The following is a 20933-nucleotide window of genomic DNA, read 5'->3' on the forward strand; positions in this document are numbered from 1 at the left end:
GCTCAGCCCGGCGTGTGTGCGGCGAGTGCCTTCTCGCGGAGGGCGGTCAGCGAGGTGCTCGGCGTGATGGCTTCCGGGTCGAGCTTCACATGCACGATGGCCGGCAGGCCCGACGCAAAGGCCGCGTCGAGCGCGGGCACGAACGCCTCGTTGGTTTCCACCGTCACGCCAAAGCCGCCAAAGGCGCGGGCATAGGCGGCGAAATCCGGGTTGCGGAGGGTCGTGCCGAAGACGCGGCCGGGATATTCGCGCTCCTGATGCATGCGGATGGTGCCATACATGCCGTTGTCGATCACGACAGCGACGATCGGTGCGCCATACTGAACCGCCGTGGCGAATTCCTGCCCGGTCATCAGGAAATCGCCGTCGCCGCAGGCCGCGACAACGGGCGTTTCGGGCTGGGAAATCTTCGCCGCCAACGCCGCCGGCAGGCCATAGCCCATCGAACCGGAGGTGGGGGCGAGCTGCGTGCCATAGGCGCGGAAGCGGTGGAAGCGATGAACCCAGATGGCGAAATTGCCGGCGCCATTGCAGATGACCGTCTCCTTGGGAAGGTCCCGCAGATACTGCACCAGCGTGGCCATCTGCACCGCGCCCGGATTGGCGGGGGGCGTCTCGGTCCATTCGAGATAATCGGCCCGCGCCTGCGCCCGCCAGTCGCCCCAGGTGATGGTGTTTGGCGGCTGCACCCCTTCCAGCGCGGAGGCGAAGGCGCCGGAAGAGGCGTTGATGGCGAGCGCGGGCTGATAGACCCGACCCAGCTCTTCGGCATCGGCATGGACATGCACCAGCGTGACGCCGGGATCGGGTATGCCTAGCAGGCTGTAGCCCTGCGAGGGTACTTCGCCGAACCGTCCGCCGGCGAGAATGACGAGATCGGACTCCTTGAGCCGGGCCGTGAGCTTCGGATTGACGGAGAAACCGATGTCGCCGGCGAAACAGGCATGGTCGGCCGGAAACAGCATCTGCCGCCGGAAGCTGACCGCCACCGGCAAATCGAAGCGCTCTGCGAAGCGGATGACGGAGGCGACCGCCCGTTCATTCCAGCGCGCCCCGCCGAGGATCATCAGCGGCCGCTTCGCCGCCCAGAGCAGGCGCTGCAGCCGCATCATGTCGGTGAGGCCGGGCCATGTCTCCGCCGGCTCCACCGCAGGGGCGGTCGGGACATCGACAATGTCGCTCAGCACATCCTCGGGGAGGGCGATCACTACCGGTCCCGGCCGGCCCTGCATCGCCACGCGGAAGGCGCGGGAGACGATTTCCGGGATGCGCGCCGCATCGTTGATCTCCACCGCCCATTTGGCGAGCGGGCCGAAGACGGCGCGGTAGTCGACCTCCTGAAACGCTTCACGCCCGCGCATCGCCTGCGAGATCTGGCCGACGAACAGGATCATCGGCGTCGAGTCCTGCTGGGCGATATGGATGCCGGCACTCGCATTGGTGGCACCGGGTCCGCGCGTGACGAAGCAGATTCCCGGCCGCCCCGTGAGCTTGCCGGAAGCCTCCGCCATCATCGCCGCGCCGCTCTCCTGCCGGCAGATGATGAAGTCGATGGCGCTGTCGGAGAGCGCGTCGAGCACGTCGAGATAACTCTCGCCGGGCACGCCGAAGGCGCGCGCGACGCCGTTGGCGAGAAGGGTGTCGACAAGGAGACGGGCGCCGGTGCGGGGGGCAGAGGAGGGCAGGGAGGTCATGGGCAGGAACTCGACGCGAAGGACGGCGCACTCTAGAGCCGGCGTGCCGCGAAGGCGAGCGAACTTGCGGCCAAGCCGCTGCTCAGGCGAAGCCGATCCACCGTCCCGCGACGAGAACCGCCAGCCAGAGCAGGAGGGAGAGTGCTGCGGAGACGCGCAGGCGGGCTGGCACCGGCCCGCCCTGCATTGCTCTCCGATAGGCGGGATGGGCATGCTGAAGGACGATATTCGCACAGGCTGCGGCGAGGAGTGCCAGCTTGGTCAGGAAGGCGGGATTGGCCGCATATTCCGCGGGGCGCACCGAGAAGAGCCACAGGCCCGTCAGCACGGCTAGCCCCATACCGCACGCCGCCACCCGCACCTGCAGCGGCCCCATCACCGCCAGCGGCGCGGTGGAAAGCGCGCCCAGCAGCCGTACATCGAGCACGAGGATAGCCCCGAGCAGGAGCGCAATGCCAAGTATGTGGGCGGCGTTGACCAGCAGATACGCCACCCAGGACGCCCGCAGCATGCGGGCGCCCGGCCAGTCGCCCAGCGCGGCGAGAAGGCTGACAGCCTCGTCCATCCCGGCCTCAGTTCCGGCCGATCCGCTCCGGGTACATGTCGTAATGCGTGCCGTCGAGGGTGATACGCACCGCCTTCATGTGCCGCTTGGCTTCGTCGCGGTTGCGATTGCCGAGCACGGTGATCGCGTCGCCCGGCTTCGCTGTGTCGCCCGTAAAGCCGGAATTGGCGGTCTGGCGGGGATTGCCGAGATCGACCTGCCAGAGGGTGCCGTCGCTGGCCGTCACCTCAAGCGAGGGGTGCGGCGGCGCCATCGAGATGGTCTTGATGGTGCCTTCCAGCGTCATCTGCTCGCTTTCCGCCCAGCTCCAGCCGTGATGGGCGAGAGCGGGGGCCGAGAGGGCAAGGAGGCCGGCAAGGCCGGCGCCGAGGATCGCGCGTGGCAGTCGGAGGGCTGTGGGCATGGTGCGGCTCCTGTCGTAAGGGAAGTCGCACCAGACTATGGGGCGGGCGGGCTCCGCGACGAGCCGTCCGCCCCTCACATCTGCGCCAGCACAGCGCTTCGCGGAAAGTGGCCTCAGACGTCGACGCTGGCGCGCAGCGCATTGTCCTGGATGAACTCGCGGCGCGGTTCCACCACATCGCCCATCAGGCGGTTGAACAGGTCATCGGCGTCCGCGACCTCCTTCACCTTCACCTGAAGCAGCGAGCGGGCATCCACGTCCAGCGTCGTCTCCCACAACTGCTCGGCATTCATCTCGCCAAGGCCCTTGTAGCGCTGCAGCGCGACACCCTTGCGGCCAGCATCGGTCACCGCATCGAACAGGTCCATCGGGCCGAAGACCAGCGTTTCCGAACCCTTGCGGCGCAGGGTCGCCGGCTCCGCGTGAACCTCCTGCAGGTCGGCAGCCAAGCTATCGAGACGGCGCGCCTCGGCCGAGCCGGTAAAGGTGGCATCGAGCACCGCCACTTCTTTCACGCCTCGCACGGTGCGGGTGAAGCGGAAGCCGGCGCCATCCGCCTCGCCCATCCAGCCGCGCTCGGTATCCTCGGCAATGAGGTCGAGCCGGCGCGCCACGATAGTCGCTACCTCGGCGGCGCGTTCTTCCTCGATGAGAAGGCCGGGCGTCAGAGCGCCGGCGATCGCCGCCTGTTCCACCACCGCGCGGTTGTAGCGCGGATGCAGGCCGTTCATCACATGGCGGAAGGAGCGGGCGCTTTCCAGCACATGGTGAAGATCGGCCCCGCCGCGCACTTCGCCGGTGGCAAGGTGCAGCGAAGCTTCGTCCAGGCCCTGTGTAATGAGGTAGTCTTCCAGCGAGCGCTCGTCCTTGAGATATTGCTCGGACTTGCCGCGCGTCACCTTATAGAGCGGGGGCTGGGCAATGTAGATGTGCCCACGCTCAAGCAACTCCGGCATCTGGCGGAAGAAGAAGGTCAGCAGCAGGGTACGGATGTGGGAACCGTCCACGTCCGCGTCCGTCATGATGATGATCTTGTGGTAGCGCAGCTTGTCGACGTTGAAGTCGTCGCGGCCGATTCCCGTGCCAAGCGCCGTGATCAGCGTGCCGATCTGGTCCGAGGAGAGCATCTTGTCGAAGCGAGCCCGCTCGACATTGAGAATCTTGCCGCGCAGGGGCAGGATCGCCTGGAAGGCGCGGTTGCGGCCCATCTTGGCCGAGCCGCCGGCCGAGTCACCCTCGACGATGAAAAGTTCGGACTTGGCCGGATCGCGCTCCTGACAGTCGGCGAGCTTGCCGGGCAGCGACGCGACATCGAGCGGGTTCTTGCGGCGGGTGAGTTCGCGCGCCCGGCGTGCCGCTTCGCGCGCGGCGGCGGCTTCGACCACCTTGGTCACCAGCGCCTTGCTCTCGCCGGGATGCTCTTCCAGCCAGGTGCCGAGCGCATCGTTCACCAGCGCTTCGACCACCGGCCGCACCTCGGACGAGACCAGCTTGTCCTTGGTCTGAGACGAGAATTTCGGATCCGGCACCTTTACGGAGAGCACAGCGGTCAGCCCCTCGCGGCAATCCTCGCCCGTCGGGTCGACCTTCTCCTTCTTGGCGATGCCGGAGCGCTCGGAATAGCCGATGATCTGACGGGTCAGAGCCGCCGCGAAGCCGGTAAAATGGGTGCCGCGGTCGCGCTGCGGAATGTTGTTGGTGAAGCACAGCACGTTTTCATGGTAGCTGTCGTTCCACGAAAGCGCGCATTCGACCATGATGCCGTCACGCTCGGCGCGGATGACGATCGGCTTGGGCAACAAGGCCTGCTTGGAGCGATCAAGATACTGTACGAAGGCTTCGACGCCGCCCTCATACATCATCTCTTCGCGCTTGACTTCCGCATGGCGGGCGTCGGTCAGGACGATCCGCACGCCCGAATTGAGGAAGGCGAGTTCGCGCAGCCGGTGTTCCAGCGTCGCGTAGCTGAACTCGATATGCGTGAATGTCTGCGGGCTTGGGACAAAGGTCACCATCGTGCCGCGTCGGCCTTCCATCGCTGGCCCCTTCACCGCCAGCGGGGCCTCGGCCTCGCCATGACGGAAGCGCATATGGTGCTCCAGCCCGTTGCGCCAGATGGTGAGGTCGAGCGTGGTCGAGAGGGCGTTCACCACCGAGACACCAACGCCGTGCAGGCCGCCAGAGACCTTGTAGGAGTTCTGGTTGAATTTACCGCCGGCGTGCAACTGGGTCATGATGACTTCCGCCGCCGAGACGCCTTCCTCGTCATGGATGTCGGTCGGGATGCCACGGCCATTATCGGTGACGGTGACCGAACCGTCGGCATTGAGTGTGACGGTCACTTCGTTGGCGTAGCCGGCAAGTGCCTCGTCGATAGCGTTGTCGACGACCTCATAGACCATATGGTGCAGACCGGAGCCGTCATCGGTGTCGCCGATATACATGCCCGGGCGCTTGCGCACCGCATCGAGGCCGCGAAGCACCTGGATCGACTGCGCGCCGTAATCTTCCCCGTTCGCGGCGGGGGGCGGGGCGTTGTCGGGCTCGGCCATGGCATGAAGCTCTTCGAATCGTTGAACGTGAAAGGAGTTTATACCGCACTGGGGCGGTTAATTCGTGGCGCCGCTCCGGCTCTTGCATCGGCAGGCGCCAGGCCGGAGCCGGATCGGGCCGCGGCCAGCGAATGCGGGCATGCGCGCGCCCTATCGTTTATAGTGTTTTCTCTTTTGTTTCAAGGGCTAGGACGTGGTGCCACGCGACCGGGGGCCACCGCGAAGGTTTCCGCCCGTCCGTCCAGCGCGGCAAAGGCGGATGGATCCGCGCCGGTCATCCACACTTGGCCGCCCAGCGCGTCGAGCGCCGCGAATAGGGCGACACGCCGTTCGGGGTCGAGATAGGCGACGACATCGTCGAGCAGCATTACCGGGGTAACCCCCGCCATCTCCGTCACGAGCCGCGCATGGGCGAGAGCGAGGCCGATAAGAAGCGCCTTCTGCTCGCCGGTGGAGCCCTGTCCCGCCGGGATGGCCTTTGGGCCGTGGCCGACGAGAAGATCGGTGAGGTGCGGACCTTCGAGCGTACGCCCGGCGGCCCGGTCGCGCACACGCGCGGCGCGCAAGGCGAGGCGGTACTGGTCCTCGACGAGCGTTGCGGGTTCACGTGTCAGGGCGCGCTCCACCTCGCCGTCGACCGCTACCGTCGCCCAGGGAAAAGGGGAGGCGTCGTCGCGGCCGGCCGCGATGCCCGCCGCAAGGCGTCGCACCGTCTCCATCCGCGCGGCGGCAACCGCAATGGCGAGCGCCGCCAGTTCCTGTTCCACCGCATCGAGGTAGCGGGGATCGGTGGAGGACTCCTCCAGCAGGCGATTGCGGGCCCGCAGCGCCCGCTCCAGACCACTGACCCGCGCCCCATGATCGGCATCCACCGCGAGCACCATCCGATCGAGAAAGCGCCGGCGCTCCGAGGGTGAGCCGAGAAACAGCCCGTCCATATCGGGGGTCAGCCAGACGATGCGGATATGGGCGGCGAAGGCCGTCGCGGACCCGACCGTCTCGCCGTCAATGCGGCAGCGGCGGCTGCGCGCCTCGCTTCCGGCCTCGACGCCGGTGCCGAGCGTGACCTCGCCATAGGCGCCCTCGACCACGGCGGACACTGCCCAGCCGGGCGCCGGCGTGCCATCGCGGCCACGCGCCGCGAACTGGTCGAGCGTGGCGCGCCGCAGCCCCCGGCCGGGCGCGAGTAGCGAAATGGCTTCCAGCAGATTGGTCTTGCCGGCCCCGTTGGGGCCGAGCAGCACCACCGGCCTTTCACCCGCGCGGATATCCGCAGAATGGTAACTGCGAAAATCCGTGAGCCGCAGCCGCGCGATGCGCGCCGTTGCTTGCGAACTCACACGCGCATCGGCATCAGCACGTAGAGCGCGCCGCGCTTGTCCGGGTCCTGCACCAGTGTGGGCGAACCGGGGTCGGCGAGCTTCAATTCGGCCATGCTGCCTTCGATCTGCGAGGTTATGTCGAGCAGATAGCGGCTGTTGAAGCCGATATCGATCGGCTCAGCCGCATACTCGACCTCGATTTCCTCGGTGGCGCTGCCCGAGTCCGGGTTGGTGACGGAGAGGGTGAGCTTGCCATCGGCGATGGAGAGCTTCACCGCGCGGCCCCGTTCGCTGGCCACGGTGGAGACGCGATCGACGGCGGCGGCGAAATCCGTCTTGTCGACAACCAGCGTCTTGTCGTTGCCGACCGGGATGACGCGGCCATAATCGGGAAAGGTGCCGTCGATGAGTTTGGAGGTCAGTACCACGCGGTCGAGCGAAACCCGGACCTTGGCGGCGGAGAGTTCCACCTTCACCTCGGCATCCGCGTTCTCGGCGAGGCGCTGGATTTCCGCCACCGCCTTGCGGGGGACGATGACGCCGGGCATGCCAGCCGCGCCGGCCGGCGCGTTCGTCTGTGCCTGCGCCAGACGATGTCCGTCGGTGGCCACTGCGCGCAGCACCGGCCCGCCGGCTTCGGCGACGTGGAGATAGATGCCGTTGAGATAATAGCGCGTCTCTTCGGTGGAGATGGCGAATTGGGTCTTGTCGACCAGCCGCTTCAGTTCTCCCGCCGGCAGGGTGAAGCTGTGGGTCATCTCGCCGGCGGCAAGATCGGGGAACTCATTCTCCGGTAGGGTCTGCAGCGCGAAGCGGGAGCGGCCTGCCCGCACGGTCAGCGTGCTACGGTCGCCGGAGGTTTCAATCTGCACCTGCGCGCCTTCAGGCAGCTTGCGCACGATGTCGTAGATCGTGTGGGCCGGCACGGTCGTCGCGCCTTCCACCTGCACGTCAGCCGGTATGGTCTCGACGATCTCGATGTCGAGATCGGTCGCGCGCAGCGCCAGCCCGCGCGGATCGCTCCGCATCAGCACGTTGGCGAGGATCGGAATGGTGTTGCGCCGCTCGACGACACGATGGACGTGGGCGAGAGACTTGAGCAACTCGGCCCGCTCGACAGTGACCTTCATGGCCGCGACACCCGTGGCTTTACGAAAAAGGGAAGGCGCACGAGGCACGGGCGGCCGGAACAGCGCCCGGCCACGCGCCCCGGGCAGCGGCGCGGCTGCGCCGCCGGGGGCGACGACATTGCCGCCCCTCGCGCATCAAGGCAAGCGGCGTGCCGCACGGACACGCCCGAATGATGGGGAAATCTGCGGGGATACCGGGTAAAACGCCCCGCGTATCGCTGGGGCTATTCGTCGTTGACCAGCCGCTTCAGCGTCTCCACCTCGTCAGCGAGCGCGCGATCAGTGCCGACCAGCCCGTCGATCTTGCGTACGGCATGCAGGACCGTGGTGTGATCGCGCCCGCCGAAGCGCCGGCCGATTTCCGGCAGCGAGCGCAGGGTCAGCATCTTCGCGAGGTACATCGCGATCTGGCGCGGCTTCACCACATTGGCGGTGCGCCGCTGTGACAGGATATCGGCACGGCTGACATTGTAGTGCTTGGCGACGACGCGCAGAATGTCGTCGACCCGCACGCGCTTGGGCTCGCTCGAACGGACGAGGTCGCGCACGGCGGTCTCTGCCATTTCAAGTGTGATGGCGCGCGAGGTGAGCTGGTTATGCGCCAGCAGCCGGTTCAGCGCACCGTCGAGGTCGCGGCCGTTCTGGCCGCAATTGCGGGCGATGAAGTTCAGCACGTCCGGCGGCACACCGAAGCCGGGATGCTGCTGCGCCAGGGTGGCGATGCGCGCGGTCAGGATTTCCTGCTTCAACTCGTCGTCCAGCGGCGCGATCTCGACCACCAGCCCGCCGGCGAGGCGCGAGCGGACCCGCTCTTCCAGCGCGTCGAGCTCGGCCGGCGGCCGGTCGGCGGCGATCACGACCTGACGGCCGGAATCCATCAGTGCATTGAGCGTGTGGCAGAATTCCTGCTGCACGCTCTTGCCCTGCAAAAACTGCAGATCGTCAATGACCAGCGTGTCGATGCCGCGCAACTGTTCCTTGAAGGCCAGCGAGGACTGGCTCTTCAGGGCGGCCACGAAACCATACATGAAGCGCTCGGCGGTCAGATAGACGACACGCCGGCCGTGATCGGCGCCATCGGCGGCGATGGCCTGAAGCAGATGCGTCTTACCGAGGCCGACGGCCGCGTGCAGATAAAGCGGATTGAATACAGCGCCGCTACCGGCCGGCGCGCGGGCGACCTTGAGCGCTGCCGCGTGGGCGAGGCGGTTCGACTCGCCGAGGCGATAGGTGGAGAAGGTCAGGCGCGGGTCCAGCGGCGAGCCGTTGGCCACTTCGGCCGGATTGACCGGTGAGGCCGAAATGGCCGGCGTGGCCTCGGCCTCGACCGGCGTCGCGACGCGCGTCACGGCCGCGCGCACCGGCATGGGCGAGGAGCCCGGCGCGCGCATCACCGCGGTGCGGACGATCAGCTCCACGCGGTCCGCGGACGCTTCTTCCTGCCAGAGCGCCACCAGGCGCTCGATATAGTGCTGCTGAATCCAGGTCTTCAGAAAGCGCGTCGGAACCGACAGGCGCACGAAGCCGTCGCGGATTCCGTCGAGTTCGATGCGCGGAAACCAGCTCGAATAGACCTCTTCCCCCACTTCGGCACGCAGCCGGCGCCGGACACGGTCCCAGGCGTCCCGCGCGTCGCCGTCCAGCCCGGCTCGCGCGCCGGCGCTTGCCGCCACCCCGGGGAACTGGGCCTTGCCTGAGGGTTCGATGCCATCTTTCAACATATCGGCTCCGCGCTTCTTATGCGGTTGTTGGGACACACGAGAGCCATGCCGACCGGCCCGGCTCGCGGACGCGACCGTGCGGACGACAGGCTCATCAGTGCGAATGAAGTGGTTGAGGTCGCCTTTCGGCAGTTGGGCGGGGAGGTGTCTTAGACGACCCGCATCAGCGCCTCAACAGGCCAAAAGGCCAAGATGTGAGGCTCACGCGGAACGCAGCTTGGGCGAGGGTCTTGTCGCTCTTCATCGCAGACGCCGGCCACGGCCGCAGCCGTGGGGCGCACTGGGCACGCACCCTCATGTGCGTTCATTCGCGTAGTCATAGCAGCCCCTTCACGGCAAGGTTGTTGCCGTCGTCAAAAGTTAGATTGTTATGATTCACCTAAAATCGCCAACACTACGCATTACGCTGACAAGTTCTTCTCTCGAAGAAGCCCTGTCGATCAACGCCGGGCGATAGCATGAGCGTGGAGGTAGGGTCATGAATACAGCACACGCCACCCTCCCCACGTCGCGATGACCCGTTCCAAAACTCAACTTTTCGCTGAGGTGTCCGGCCCAACCGGATGAAGACAACATACACAGCCCCCCCCGGCGGTGCAACGCCATCGGAGTCGCACCACCTGTATCAGGGTGCCACGAAGCGCCGAATCAACCGCTCAAAAAACAGCCATCAGTCGGCAAATCTCTGACTCGCTTGCAAGATTCTTCCGGCCCCGATGACGGGTCTTTCCGCAGCTAAATTTGTGCCGGCAGGGGCGCGGTGGGTGTGGCCGCGCCCGATTCGGGCGGTGCTCGCCCGCATGGGAAGTAAGTTTATGAAATACAAGAAGGAATTTTGCGCGACGCGGCGCCGTTTTTGCGCGAATCTGACGGCTTTTTCGCTGCTCGGACCCGGCGCCAGAGTCAAGAAGCATGCGGTTGCGGCAGGGCCGATATGTGCGGCCGCGTCGCCTCGTGACACTTTTGCAACGTCGGGCAGCCCGGGGCCTCATGGTCGGCCCGCGGCCGGGGCGGGCCCCTTCGCAAACGGCAAAAGCCCGGCGCGAGGCCGGGCTTGTCGTCGTGGGTAGTGTGACCGACCGTAGCGGCCGTCTGATCAGGCGCCGAGCTTGGCCAGGCGGTGCGCCAGCCGCGACACCTTGCGCGAGGCGGTGTTCTTGGGCAGGACGCCCTTCTGCGCGGCGCGCATGATCTCCGGCTCGGCCGACTTGAAGGCGGCACCCGCCGCATCCTTGTCGCCGGCGGCCAGCGCCTCTTCGACCTTGCGCACGAAGGTACGCATGCGCGAACGGCGGTTCCGGTTGACCTCGGTCCGGCGCTCAATCTTGCGAGCCGCCTTTTTGGCGGAGGGCGTATTGGCCATCGGCCATCCTCTTCATCGTCGCAAGGACGCTGCGTGCCGCGCCTTGCCGAAATGTCGGTTGCAAAAGACTAAGCGGAGCCAACCCCGAAGGAGCTCCGCGCGAGTGGCGGGCTTATAGTCGGGGGGCGGCGGCGCGTCAATATGCAAGGTGAAACCGCCGCCCCGGGACGGGTTAATTGTTGGTGAACGAGGCGCCGCGCTTGTCGATAAACGCTGTCATTCCTTCCTTTTGATCGGCGGTGGCGAACAAGGCTTGGAAGAGGCGGCGTTCGAATCGGATTCCTTCGGCCAGTGAGGATTCGAAGGCGCGGTTCACGCTCTCCTTGGTCATCATGACCGAGGCCAGCGACAGCGAGGCGATGGTGTCGGCGACCTTCATCGCCTCCTCCTTCAGGCCCGCCAGCGGCACCACACGCGACACCAGCCCGTAGCGGTCCGCCTCCTCCGCCGTGAGGGTGCGGCCGGTCAGGCACATCTCCATCGCCTTCGCCTTGCCCACCGCGCGGGTGAGCCGCTGCGAGCCGCCGGCACCCGGCATGATGCCGAGCTGGATCTCCGGCTGGCCGAAGCGGGCATTGTCGGCGGCGAGGATGATGTCGCACATCATGGCGATCTCGCAGCCGCCGCCGAGCGCGTAGCCGGCCACCGCCGCGACCACCGGCTTGCGGCAGCGCGACAGCCGTTCCCAGGAGGTGATGAAGTCGTCGACATAGGTTGCGGGAAAGCCAAGTGCTTGCATTTCCTTGATATCCGCCCCCGCCGCGAAGGCGCGGTCGGAGCCGGTGAGGACGATGCAGCCAATGCCAGGGTCGCGCTCGAACCCGTCCAGCGCCCGGCCCATCTCGGCGATCAGCGCGGCATTGAGGGCGTTCAGGGCCTTGGGGCGGTGCAGCGTGATGACGCCGACGCGCCCATTGGTTTCGACGAGGATGGTGTCGTAGGACATGGCGATCTCCTAGCGCTGGCAGGCGGCACAATAGAAGGTGGAGCGCCCGCTTTGCACAAGCCGGGCGATGCGGCCGCCGCAGCCGGGCGTGCCGCAGGGCTCGTCCTCGCGGTCATAAACCCGGAATGTGTGCTGGAAATAACCCAGCGTGCCGTCGACCTGGGCGTGGTCGCGCAGGGTCGAGCCGCCCGCCGCGATGGCCTCCCGCAGCACCTCGCGGATGGTTTCGACCAGGCGGACCGTGAGTTCGATGGGACCGCCAGTGAGACCGACGAGAGTGAAAGCGCCACGTTCCGGCGACAGGCCGGCGCGGTGCAGCGCCTCGCACACATAGATGTTGCCGAGTCCGGCGACGACCTTCTGGTCGAGCAGCGCCGCCTTCAGCGGGGTGCGCCGCCCGGCCAGCGCGCGGGCCAGCGACTCGGGGGTGAAATCCTCCCCCAGCGGCTCGGGCCCGAGGTCGCGGAACAACGGGTGCTCCGCCAGCCCCGCGCGCGGCAGCAGCAGCATGAAGCCGAAGCGGCGCGGGTCATTATAGACCACCTCCGCCGCCCCCGCGCCGCCCGCCGTTCCGTCGCCCTCCATCCGCAGCACGACATGATCGTGCGCGGCGAGGCGCGAGCGCGGCAGGTGGAAATCGCCGGGGGTCTCCGGCGGGCCCTCGTCGGGCTCGATGCGGAAGGAGCCGGACATGCCGAGATGCATGACCAGCACCTCGTCCCTGCCGTCCGCGTCCGGCCCGACATCGGCCAGGAGATATTTCGCCCGCCGCTCCAGCCGGCGCAGCGTCCGGCCCGTCAGCCGCTCGGCGAAGCGTTCGGGCAGCGGCCAGCGCAGGTCCGGCCGGCGGGCGAGGGCGGCGAGGATGCGCCGTCCTTCCATGACCGGCGCGAGGCCGCGCCGGACGGTTTCGACTTCAGGCAGTTCGGGCATGGCCGGGTGGTCTCGCGAAGGGGCGTCGGCGCGGCCGGCGATCAGCCGGACAAACTCAGCCGATAATATGGTGCGCCGCGAGGAAGGGCGCGAGATCGGCGGCGCGGGTGAAGCAGTGCGCGCGTAGCCCGGCCTCGCGGGCGCCGGCGCAGTTCACCGGCTTGTCGTCGATCATCACCGCCTCGTCCGGGGCGACGCCATAGCGGGCGGCGACACCTTTATAGACGGAGGGCGTCGGCTTCTTGGCGCCGAACTCGCAGGCGACATGCATGGCGGGGCCGAACAGCGCCCGCAGCTCCGGCACCAGCACGTCGAAATGCTCGCGCATGATATGGCCATTATTGGTGAGCAGGGCGATGGGCAGGCGGGCGCGGACCTGCGGCACCAGCGCCAGCATCTCCGGGTCCAGCGTCATCGCCAGCGCGCGGGTGTGCAGCCATTCGGGCCGGCCGAAGGGCACGCCGAGCGCCTGCGCGACGGCGGCGAGATAGGCGTCGGGGGTGAGGTGGCCGAGATCGGAGGCATCCTCGATGCCGCTGTGCCAGACGCGGCGCTCCACCTCGGCGGCGGAAAGCCCGGCCGGGGCGCCCATGGCGGCGCGCCGTGCCTCGACATCGTAGCGCAGCAGCACGTCGTCCATGTCGAAGATGACGAGGCGGGGAGGGCGGGCGCCGGGCGGCTCCGCAAGGGCGGCGGTCATCGGCTCGCTCACGGGAGCGCGTCGTAGCCCTGACCGAACCCGTTGAGATTGAGCGGAATGCCGATGCCCTCATCCGGCTCGGGGGTCTCGCGGATGACGAAGATGGCTTTCTTGCCGTTGCGCAGCTTGTCCATCAGCGTCGCGTCCATCTCCACCTCGGCGACGCAGCCATTGGGCACGCAGCGCACGAAGCCGACGCTGCCGATCGGCTGGTCGTCGATGATGAGGCCGAGGCCGGAGGGCAGCAGCACGCCGAGCGGGGCCAGCACGCGCAGCAGGGTCTTGCCGTTGTCGCGCATCTTCAGCACGATGGCGGTGAGGCCGACATTCGGCCGGTCGTCGGCCTGCACGCTCTGCAGCAGCACGCATTGCTCGGATTGCGCGCCGGGCGGGGTGTCGCACCGGATCTGCCATTCGCCATGAACCGAGCGCACGACGCCCTGCGCCGAGGCCCCGCCGAGCGAGGCGAACAGCGCCACAGCGGCAAGCGCCGCGACAATGGCTGAACGGAGGGCCGCGAAGCCGGGCATGGCTGTCTCCCGAAAAGTGTCTTTCGCTATGTCTTCTAAAGAATCGGCGGCAGGGGACAAGGCGAATCGTGCAGGGCCCCCTTTTCGGCCGCTCCCAGTGCAGGAAGCGGTAGAAGCCCGAGGGTGATGTCAAGAATGCGGCAATCCATCGCTGTGTGGAGATAGAACGGTTCCAGGCACCCGACGTCATGTCGCAGGAGTCGAAGGCCCCAGGCGCGTTGCCCGCGTGTCCTTTTTGTGTTTGATGAAGATCAAATGCCGCTGTCCCGGGGAGCGATCATTATCGCTTGGGCTGGGCCGTGGGGAAGCTGATGGGAGTGACGTTCGCGATGAAATCGTGGATCCGCAACGCTGCGCGCACGGTCGCGGGCCTGGCCGGCGGGATGTTCGGCATGCTGGCGCTGGCTGGGGCTGCGCTGGCGGGGACCGGGCAGCCTTCGCCCTGGCAGATCAATCTTCAGGGGGCGGCCTCTCCGGTCATGGAGAGCATGCACTCCTTCCACTTCTTCCTTCTGGTGATCATCGTCGCCGTGGTGCTGCTGGTGCTGGCGCTGCTGATCGTGGTGATGGTGAAGTTCAACGAGAAGGCCAATCCGGTGCCCTCGCGCACCACCCACCACACCATGATCGAAGTGGTGTGGACCGTGGTGCCGGTGCTCATCCTGGTGGCGATCGCCATCCCCTCCTTCCGCCTGCTGTTCCATCAACTCGACCTGCCGCAGGCCGACCTCACGGTGAAGGTGACGGGGCACCAGTGGTACTGGTCCTATGAATATCCCGACAATGGCGCGTTCAGCTTCGACAGCCTGATGGTTCCCGAAGCCGACCTGAAGCCCGGCCAGCCCCGCCTTCTGGCGGTGGACAATGATGTCGTGGTGCCGGTCAACAAGGTGGTCCGCATCCAGGTGACGGCGGCCGACGTGATCCATTCCTTCGCTCTTCCCTCCTTCGGCGTGAAGATCGACGCCCTGCCGGGCCGGCTGAACGAAAGCTGGTTCCAGGCGACCAAGGAAGGCATCTATTACGGCCAGTGCTCGGAGCTCTGCGGCAAGGACCATGCCTTCATGCCGATCGCCATCCGGGTGGTGAGCGAGCAGGAATTCGCGGCCTGGGTCGAGAAGGCCAAGCAGGAATTCGCGGCGGCCCCGGCGCCGGCGCGGGTCGCGCAGGGCGAGGTGGCGGGCGTCGCCGCCCGCTGAGAGTGCCGGTTCGGCGCATTGACGATTCTAAGTGCCCCTAAAGGGCGCGCATGAGGGACGGTTCCATGGCATACGCAGCCGGTCACGCGGGCGATCCGACGGGTTGGAAGCGCTGGGTCTATTCGACCAACAACAAGGACATCGGGCTGATGTACCTGATCTTCGCGATCGTCGCGGGGATCGTGGGCGGCGCCCTCTCCATCGGCATCCGCATGGAGCTGCAGGAACCGGGGATGCAGATCTTCTCCGATCCGCAGACCTTCAACGTGTTCACCACCGGCCACGGCCTCATCATGATCTTCTTCATGGTGATGCCGGCGATGATCGGCGGCTATGGCAACTATTTCGTGCCGCTGATGATCGGCGCGCCGGACACCGCCTTCCCGCGCATCAACAATGTCGCCTTCTGGCTGCTGCCGCCCGCCTTCGCGCTGGCGCTGCTGTCGCTGTTCGTGGAAGGCGCGCCGGGCAATTACGGCTTCGGCGGCGGCTGGACCATCTATCCCCCGCTCTCCTCCAAGCTCGGCCATCCCGGCCCGGCGATGGACCTCCTGATCCTCTCGCTGCACATTGCCGGCGCCTCGTCGATCCTCGGCGCGATCAACCTGATCACGACGATCCTCAACATGCGCGCCCCGGGCATGACGCTGCACAAGATGCCGCTCTTCGCCTGGTCGCAGCTTGTGACCGCGTTCCTGCTGCTGCTGTCGCTGCCGGTGCTGGCCGGCGCCATCACCATGCTGCTGACGGACCGCAATTTCGGCACCACCTTCTTCGATCCGGCCGGCGGCGGTGATCCGATCCTGTTCCAGCACCTGTTCTGGTTCTTCGGCCACCCCGAAGTCTACATCCTGATCCTGCCGGGCTTCGGCATCATCTCGCACATCGTCTCCACCTTCTCGCGCAAGCCTGTGTTCGGCTATCTCGGCATGGCCTATGCGATGGTGGCGATCGGCGTGGTCGGCTTCGTCGTGTGGGCGCACCACATGTACACGGTCGGCCTGTCCTCCTCGACCCAGGCCTATTTCGTCGCCGCGACCATGATCATCGCGGTGCCGACCGGCGTGAAGATCTTCTCCTGGATCGCCACCATGTGGGGCGGTTCGATCTCCATGCGCGTGCCGATGCTGTGGGCGATCGGGTTCATCTTCCTGTTCACCGTCGGCGGCGTCACCGGCGTCGTGCTCTCCAATGCCGGCATCGACCGCGCGCTGCACGACACCTATTACGTGGTGGCCCACTTCCACTACGTGCTCTCGCTCGGCGCCGTGTTCGCCATCTTCGCCGGCTGGTACTACTGGGCGCCGAAGATGTTCGGCTACATGTACAGCGAGACGATCGGCAAGGTTCACTTCTGGCTGACCTTTGTCGGCGTGAACCTGGTGTTCTTCCCGCAGCACTTCCTCGGCCTCGCCGGCATGCCGCGCCGCTACGCGGACTATCCCGATGCGTTCGCCGGCTGGAACTTCGTCTCCTCGATCGGTTCCTATATCTCCGGCTTCGCGGTGCTGGTGTTCCTGTTCGGCATCTGGCGCATGTTCGCCGCCAAGGTGCCGGCCGGCGCCAACCCCTGGGGCGAAGGCGCGACCACGCTGGAATGGACGCTGAGCTCGCCGCCGCCCTACCACCACTTCGACGTTCTGCCGAAGATCAAGTGAACGGCCGGACGGCCTGACGAGACCACCCGGCGCGGTTCTCCGCGCCGGTCGTGCAAGAGGGTGGCGCCGCGCGCGGCCCGCCCGAAGGAAAGCGCCGCCCGCCGGGCGCGCCGGAGTGAAGTGATGAGCGACATCGCCTCGCGCGACTATGACCTGACCCCGAGCGAGCCCCGCGCGCTCGACATGCCGTCGCCCGCCTCGGTGGCCGACTATGTCGCGCTGCTGAAGCCCCGCGTCATGTCGCTGGTGATCTTCACCGCGCTGGTCGGCCTCGTGCGCGCGCCGGGCGAGGTGCACCCGGTGATCGCCTTCACCGCGCTTTTGTGCATCGCCATCGGCGCCGGCGCCTCCGGCGCGCTCAACATGTGGTGGGACGCCGACATCGACGCGGTGATGAGCCGCACCCGCCGCCGCCCGGTCCCCGCCGGCCGCGTCACCCCGGGCGAGGCGCTCGCCTTCGGCATGACGCTCGCGGTCGGCTCGGTGATCGTGCTCGGCCTCTTGGTGAACCTGGTCGCGGCGGCGCTGCTGGCCTTCACCATCTTCTTCTATGTCGTCATCTACACGATGTGGCTGAAGCGCTGGACGCCGCAGAACATCGTCATCGGCGGCGCCGCCGGCGCCTTCCCGCCCATGGTCGGCTGGGCCGCCGCCACTGGCGGCATCGGGCTGGAAAGCCTGCTGCTGTTCCTCATCATCTTCTTCTGGACCCCGCCGCATTTCTGGGCGCTGGCGCTGTACAAGTCGGGCGACTATGCCCGCGCCGGCGTGCCGATGCTGCCCGTGGTCGCCGGCCCGTCCGAGACCCGCCGCCAGATCCTGCTCTACACCGTGCTGCTGGTGCCGCTCGCCATGTCGCCCTTCTTCCTCGGCATGGCCGGCCTCGCCTATGGCGTCGTCTCCGGCGTCACCGGCGCGCTGATGCTGCTGCTGGCGGTGCAGGTCTATCGCCGCCGCGAGGGCGCCCCGGCGGAGGTCGCGGCGCGGCGGCTGTTCGGCTTCTCGATCCTGTATCTTTTCCTGCTCTTCGCGGTCCTCCTCGTCGAGGCGGTCGCGCCGGCCGGCTTCGGGCTGTGAGCGCATGGCAGCGAGGATGGGCATGAGCGACGACAAGAAAATCCCGGACCGCGGCGCCGAAGGCGTGGTGCTGACCGAGGAGCAGAAGCGGCGCCGGCGCGCCCGCTCCATCGCCATTGCCGGCGTCCTCGCGGCGCTGTGCCTGCTGTTCTATGTCGTCACCATCGTCAAGCTCGGCCCTGCCGTGCTGATCCGGCCGCTGTGAGGGTGTCATGGCCGCAGACCGCGAAGACCCGATCGACGCTTCCGCCGCCCCGACCCCGGCCGCTTCGCCGGCGCGCCGCCGCGCGGTGAGCCATCGCGGCGTGGCGCTGAGCTGCGCCGCCTTCGTCGCCGCGATGACCGGCGCGGCCTATGCCGCCGTGCCGCTCTACCAGATGTTCTGCCAGGTCACCGGCTTTGGCGGCGCCACCCGCGTTGCCGCCGCCGCGCCGGGCGCGGCGCTGGAGCGCATGGTGGAAGTTCGCTTCGACGCCAATACCGCGCCCGGGCTCGACTGGGCCTTCACCCCCGAGCAGCGCTCGGTGGAGGTGCGCGTCGGCGAGACCAAGCTCGCCTATTACCGCGTGCACAATCGCAGCTCCCAGCCGGTCACGGCCGCGGCGACCTATAATGTGACGCCCGCCCAGGCCGGCTACCACTTCGCCAAGATGCAGTGCTTCTGCTTCACCGACCAGACGCTGCAGCCCGGCGAGACGCTCGACATGCCGGTCGTCTTCTTCGTCGATCCCGCCTTCGCCGAGGATCCGGAGATGAAGGGCGTGAAGACCATCACCCTTTCCTATACCTTCTTCCGCAAGGCGACCCCGGTCGCCGCCGGCGCGGCGAAGGATGGCAAGGCGCCGCTTTAAACCGGCGGAACCCGCTTTTTCGGCCGCCCCCGCGGCCGACGTGAACAGGCAGCCTTTTCCTGGCGATCCGGCGGTTCCGCCGGACCGGAAAGGGCTCTAGAGAAGCAGACGGAACGGAGAGCGCGACCCATGGCCGAGGCCCACGCCAAACATCACGACTACCACCTCGTCGACCCGAGCCCGTGGCCGTTCGTCATTTCGATCTTCGCCTTCATCCTCGCCGTGGGCGCGGTGTTCTGGATGCATGGCCAGCTCACTTCGCTGGTGATGATCGCCGGCCTGCTCGGCGTGATCTACACCATGGCGGTGTGGTGGCGGGACGTTATCCGCGAGGGGGAGCACGAGCACGCGCACACCCCGGTGGTGCAGCTTCACCTGCGCTACGGCATGATCCTGTTCATCGCCTCCGAGGTGATGTTCTTCGTCGCCTGGTTCTGGGCCTTCTTCGACGCCTCGCTGTTCGTCGGCGAGGAGATCAACTTCGCCCGCGCCACCGCGACCGGCGGCGTGTGGCCGCCGACGGGCATCGAGACCTTCGATCCCTGGCACCTGCCGCTGCTCAACACGCTGATCCTGCTCACCTCGGGCACCACGCTGACCTGGGCGCACCACGCCCTGGTGCATGGCGACCGCCAGAGCGCCAAATGGGGCCTGTGGCTCACCGTCGGCCTCGGCTTCATCTTCTCGCTGCTGCAGGGCTTCGAGTACAGCCACGCCGAGTTCGCCTTCTCCGGCAACATCTATGGCGCCACCTTCTTCATGGCGACCGGCTTCCACGGTTTCCACGTCATCGTCGGCACCATCTTCCTCGCCGTGTGCCTCGGCCGTCTCTATGCCGGCCACTTCACCCCGACGCATCATTTCGGCTTCGAGGCGGCGGCCTGGTACTGGCACTTCGTCGATGTGGTGTGGCTGTTCCTCTTCACCTTCATCTATGTCTGGGGCAGCGCGGGCGCTCCGCACTGATCCGGCGACAGCTTTCGGCAAGGGGCGGCTTCGGGCCGCCCCTTTTTCGTTTATGTGGCGAAATGCCCGTGCCAAACCGGCACGGAATGGGAGTAGAAACCGGCCATGGACCTGCAACCTTTCGATAGCGGGGTCTCGCCCTATACGGCCGGCCTCACCTGCCGCTGCCCGCGCTGCGGGCGGGGCAAACTGTTCAACGGCTTTCTCACCGTGGCGCCGTCCTGCACCGCCTGCGGCCTCGACTACAGCTTCGACGATTCCGGCGACGGGCCGGTGGTGTTCATCATCCTCGCCGCCGGCGCACTGGTGGTGGGGCTGGCGCTGTGGGTGGAACTCACCTGGCAGCCGCCCTTCTGGGTGCATGCGGTGCTGTGGACCCCACTGGTGCTGATCTCCACGCTCGGCCTGCTGCGGCCGCTGAAAGCGACGCTGATCGCGCTGCAATATGCCAAGCGCGCGCAGGAAGGCCGCCTCGACAAGGGGGATGCGTGAGCGAGGCCGCGCCCGCCCGGCACCGGATGTTGCCGGTCGCCCTCGCCGCGCTGGTGGCCTTCGCCGTGCTGGTCGGGCTCGGCCTGTGGCAGTTGCAGCGCCTTGCCTGGAAGGAAACGTTGATCGCTCAGGTCGAGGCGCGCATCCATCAGGACCCGGTGCCGCTGCCGCCGGAAGCCGATTGGGGGCAGATCGACTTCGCCAAGGACGAATATCGCCGCGTCACCGTTCAGGGGCGGTTCCGCCACGATCTCGAAGTGCAGGTCTATGCGCTGGTGGATCAGGAACCGGACGGTTCCGGCGGGCCGGGCTATTGGGTGGTGACGCCGCTCGGCCTCGCCGATGGCGCCTATGTGCTGGTCAATCGCGGCTTCGTGCCGCTGACGCGCAAGGCGCCGGCGACTCGGGCCGAGGGGCAGGTGGACGGGCTGGTCACTGTCACCGGGCTGTTGCGCCTGCCGGAGGAGGCGGCGCTGTTCACCCCGGCCAATGATGCCGCGCGCGATGCCTGGTATGTGCGCGACCCCGACGCGATCGCCAGCGCCAAGGGGCTGGTGCGGGTGGCGCCCTTCCTCATCGACGCGGATGCCACCGCCAATCCCGGCGGGCTGCCGCGCGGCGGGCTGACGCGGATCGTGTTCCCGAACCGGCATCTCGAATATGCGCTGACCTGGTTCGGCCTCGCCGCCTCACTGGCCGGCGTGTTCGCCGCCTATGTGTGGAGCCGGCGGCGGCGGGGAGGCGCGGCGGGCTGAGCAGGCATCCCCGCCCGGCCGCGCTTGCGCATGCCCGCCCCCGACACTAGGTTGCGCCGACTTTTTCCAGCGGAGG

The 20933-nt window shown here is 67.3% G+C and carries 20 protein-coding genes; 8 read left to right on the forward strand and 12 right to left on the reverse strand.

The window, feature by feature from the left end; translation table 11 throughout:
* Positions 1–2: 2 nt before the first annotated feature.
* The 12 genes from AAC979_RS02090 to AAC979_RS02145 form a co-directional block, all read right to left on the reverse strand.
* Entirely contained in the window at positions 3–1694 is a 1692-nt protein-coding gene (locus tag AAC979_RS02090; protein ID WP_371345166.1) for a thiamine pyrophosphate-binding protein, read from the reverse strand.
* An 82-nt stretch (positions 1695–1776) separates the two neighbouring features.
* A complete protein-coding gene (locus AAC979_RS02095; protein WP_371345167.1) occupies positions 1777–2259 on the reverse strand; it encodes a DUF6644 family protein in 483 nt (160 codons plus the stop codon).
* Between the two features lie 7 nt (positions 2260–2266).
* Positions 2267–2662, reverse strand: coding sequence for a DUF6152 family protein (locus AAC979_RS02100; protein ID WP_371345168.1), 396 nt, complete (start codon positions 2660–2662; stop codon positions 2267–2269).
* A 113-nt stretch (positions 2663–2775) separates the two neighbouring features.
* Positions 2776–5214 (reverse strand): DNA topoisomerase (ATP-hydrolyzing) subunit B, encoded by a 2439-nt coding sequence (gyrB, locus tag AAC979_RS02105; RefSeq protein ID WP_371345169.1) that lies wholly within the window; start codon positions 5212–5214, stop codon positions 2776–2778.
* Positions 5215–5393: 179 nt separating this feature from the next.
* Positions 5394–6554 carry a DNA replication/repair protein RecF gene (gene recF, locus AAC979_RS02110; RefSeq protein WP_371345170.1) on the reverse strand — a complete coding sequence of 387 codons (1161 nt, stop codon included), beginning with the start codon at positions 6552–6554 and terminating at the stop codon, positions 5394–5396.
* Positions 6551–7666 carry a DNA polymerase III subunit beta gene (dnaN, locus tag AAC979_RS02115; RefSeq protein WP_371345171.1) on the reverse strand — a complete coding sequence of 372 codons (1116 nt, stop codon included), beginning with the start codon at positions 7664–7666 and terminating at the stop codon, positions 6551–6553. The genes recF and dnaN overlap by 4 nt, the downstream gene beginning before the upstream one ends.
* 224 nt (positions 7667–7890) lie before the next feature.
* A complete protein-coding gene (gene dnaA, locus AAC979_RS02120) occupies positions 7891–9309 on the reverse strand; it encodes a chromosomal replication initiator protein DnaA (RefSeq protein WP_371348980.1) in 1419 nt (472 codons plus the stop codon).
* Positions 9310–10483: 1174 nt separating this feature from the next.
* Complete coding sequence (rpsT, locus tag AAC979_RS02125; RefSeq protein ID WP_371345172.1) at positions 10484–10750, reverse strand: 30S ribosomal protein S20; 267 nt, start codon at positions 10748–10750, stop codon at positions 10484–10486.
* Positions 10751–10922: 172 nt separating this feature from the next.
* Entirely contained in the window at positions 10923–11696 is a 774-nt protein-coding gene (locus AAC979_RS02130; protein WP_371345173.1) for an enoyl-CoA hydratase, read from the reverse strand.
* 9 nt (positions 11697–11705) lie between these two features.
* Positions 11706–12629, reverse strand: coding sequence for a bifunctional DNA-formamidopyrimidine glycosylase/DNA-(apurinic or apyrimidinic site) lyase (gene mutM / locus AAC979_RS02135; RefSeq protein WP_371345174.1), 924 nt, complete (start codon positions 12627–12629; stop codon positions 11706–11708).
* 55 nt (positions 12630–12684) lie between these two features.
* The gene (locus tag AAC979_RS02140) at positions 12685–13329 is read right to left on the reverse strand and encodes an HAD family hydrolase (RefSeq protein WP_371345175.1); all 645 of its coding nucleotides are present in this window, start codon (positions 13327–13329) and stop codon (positions 12685–12687) included.
* 8 nt (positions 13330–13337) lie between these two features.
* The gene (locus AAC979_RS02145; RefSeq protein ID WP_371345176.1) at positions 13338–13859 is read right to left on the reverse strand and encodes an invasion associated locus B family protein; all 522 of its coding nucleotides are present in this window, start codon (positions 13857–13859) and stop codon (positions 13338–13340) included.
* 311 nt (positions 13860–14170) lie between these two features.
* On the opposite strand from AAC979_RS02145, the gene coxB reads away from it, so the two are divergent.
* The 8 genes from coxB (at position 14171) to AAC979_RS02185 (ending at position 20857) form a co-directional block, all read left to right on the forward strand.
* Positions 14171–15058, forward strand: a complete 888-nt coding sequence (gene coxB / locus AAC979_RS02150; protein ID WP_371345177.1) for a cytochrome c oxidase subunit II — start codon at positions 14171–14173, stop codon at positions 15056–15058.
* Between the two features lie 65 nt (positions 15059–15123).
* Complete coding sequence (gene ctaD, locus AAC979_RS02155) at positions 15124–16716, forward strand: cytochrome c oxidase subunit I (RefSeq protein ID WP_371345178.1); 1593 nt, start codon at positions 15124–15126, stop codon at positions 16714–16716.
* A 123-nt stretch (positions 16717–16839) separates the two neighbouring features.
* Complete coding sequence (locus AAC979_RS02160; RefSeq protein WP_371345179.1) at positions 16840–17793, forward strand: heme o synthase; 954 nt, start codon at positions 16840–16842, stop codon at positions 17791–17793.
* A gap of 22 nt (positions 17794–17815) precedes the next feature.
* Positions 17816–17998, forward strand: a complete 183-nt coding sequence (locus tag AAC979_RS02165) for a hypothetical protein (RefSeq protein ID WP_371345180.1) — start codon at positions 17816–17818, stop codon at positions 17996–17998.
* A 7-nt stretch (positions 17999–18005) separates the two neighbouring features.
* A complete protein-coding gene (locus AAC979_RS02170; RefSeq protein WP_371345181.1) occupies positions 18006–18644 on the forward strand; it encodes a cytochrome c oxidase assembly protein in 639 nt (212 codons plus the stop codon).
* 129 nt (positions 18645–18773) lie between these two features.
* On the forward strand, positions 18774–19610 hold the full coding sequence (locus AAC979_RS02175) for a cytochrome c oxidase subunit 3 (RefSeq protein ID WP_371345182.1): 837 nt from the start codon (positions 18774–18776) through the stop codon (positions 19608–19610).
* A gap of 105 nt (positions 19611–19715) precedes the next feature.
* Entirely contained in the window at positions 19716–20102 is a 387-nt protein-coding gene (locus tag AAC979_RS02180; RefSeq protein ID WP_371345183.1) for a DUF983 domain-containing protein, read from the forward strand.
* Between the two features lie 26 nt (positions 20103–20128).
* Complete coding sequence (locus AAC979_RS02185) at positions 20129–20857, forward strand: SURF1 family protein (RefSeq protein WP_371348981.1); 729 nt, start codon at positions 20129–20131, stop codon at positions 20855–20857.
* The last annotated feature ends 76 nt before the right edge of the window (positions 20858–20933 follow it).

Source organism: Ancylobacter sp. IITR112 (assembly GCF_041415945.1).
In the GTDB taxonomy this organism is placed as follows: Bacteria; Pseudomonadota; Alphaproteobacteria; order Rhizobiales; family Xanthobacteraceae; genus Ancylobacter.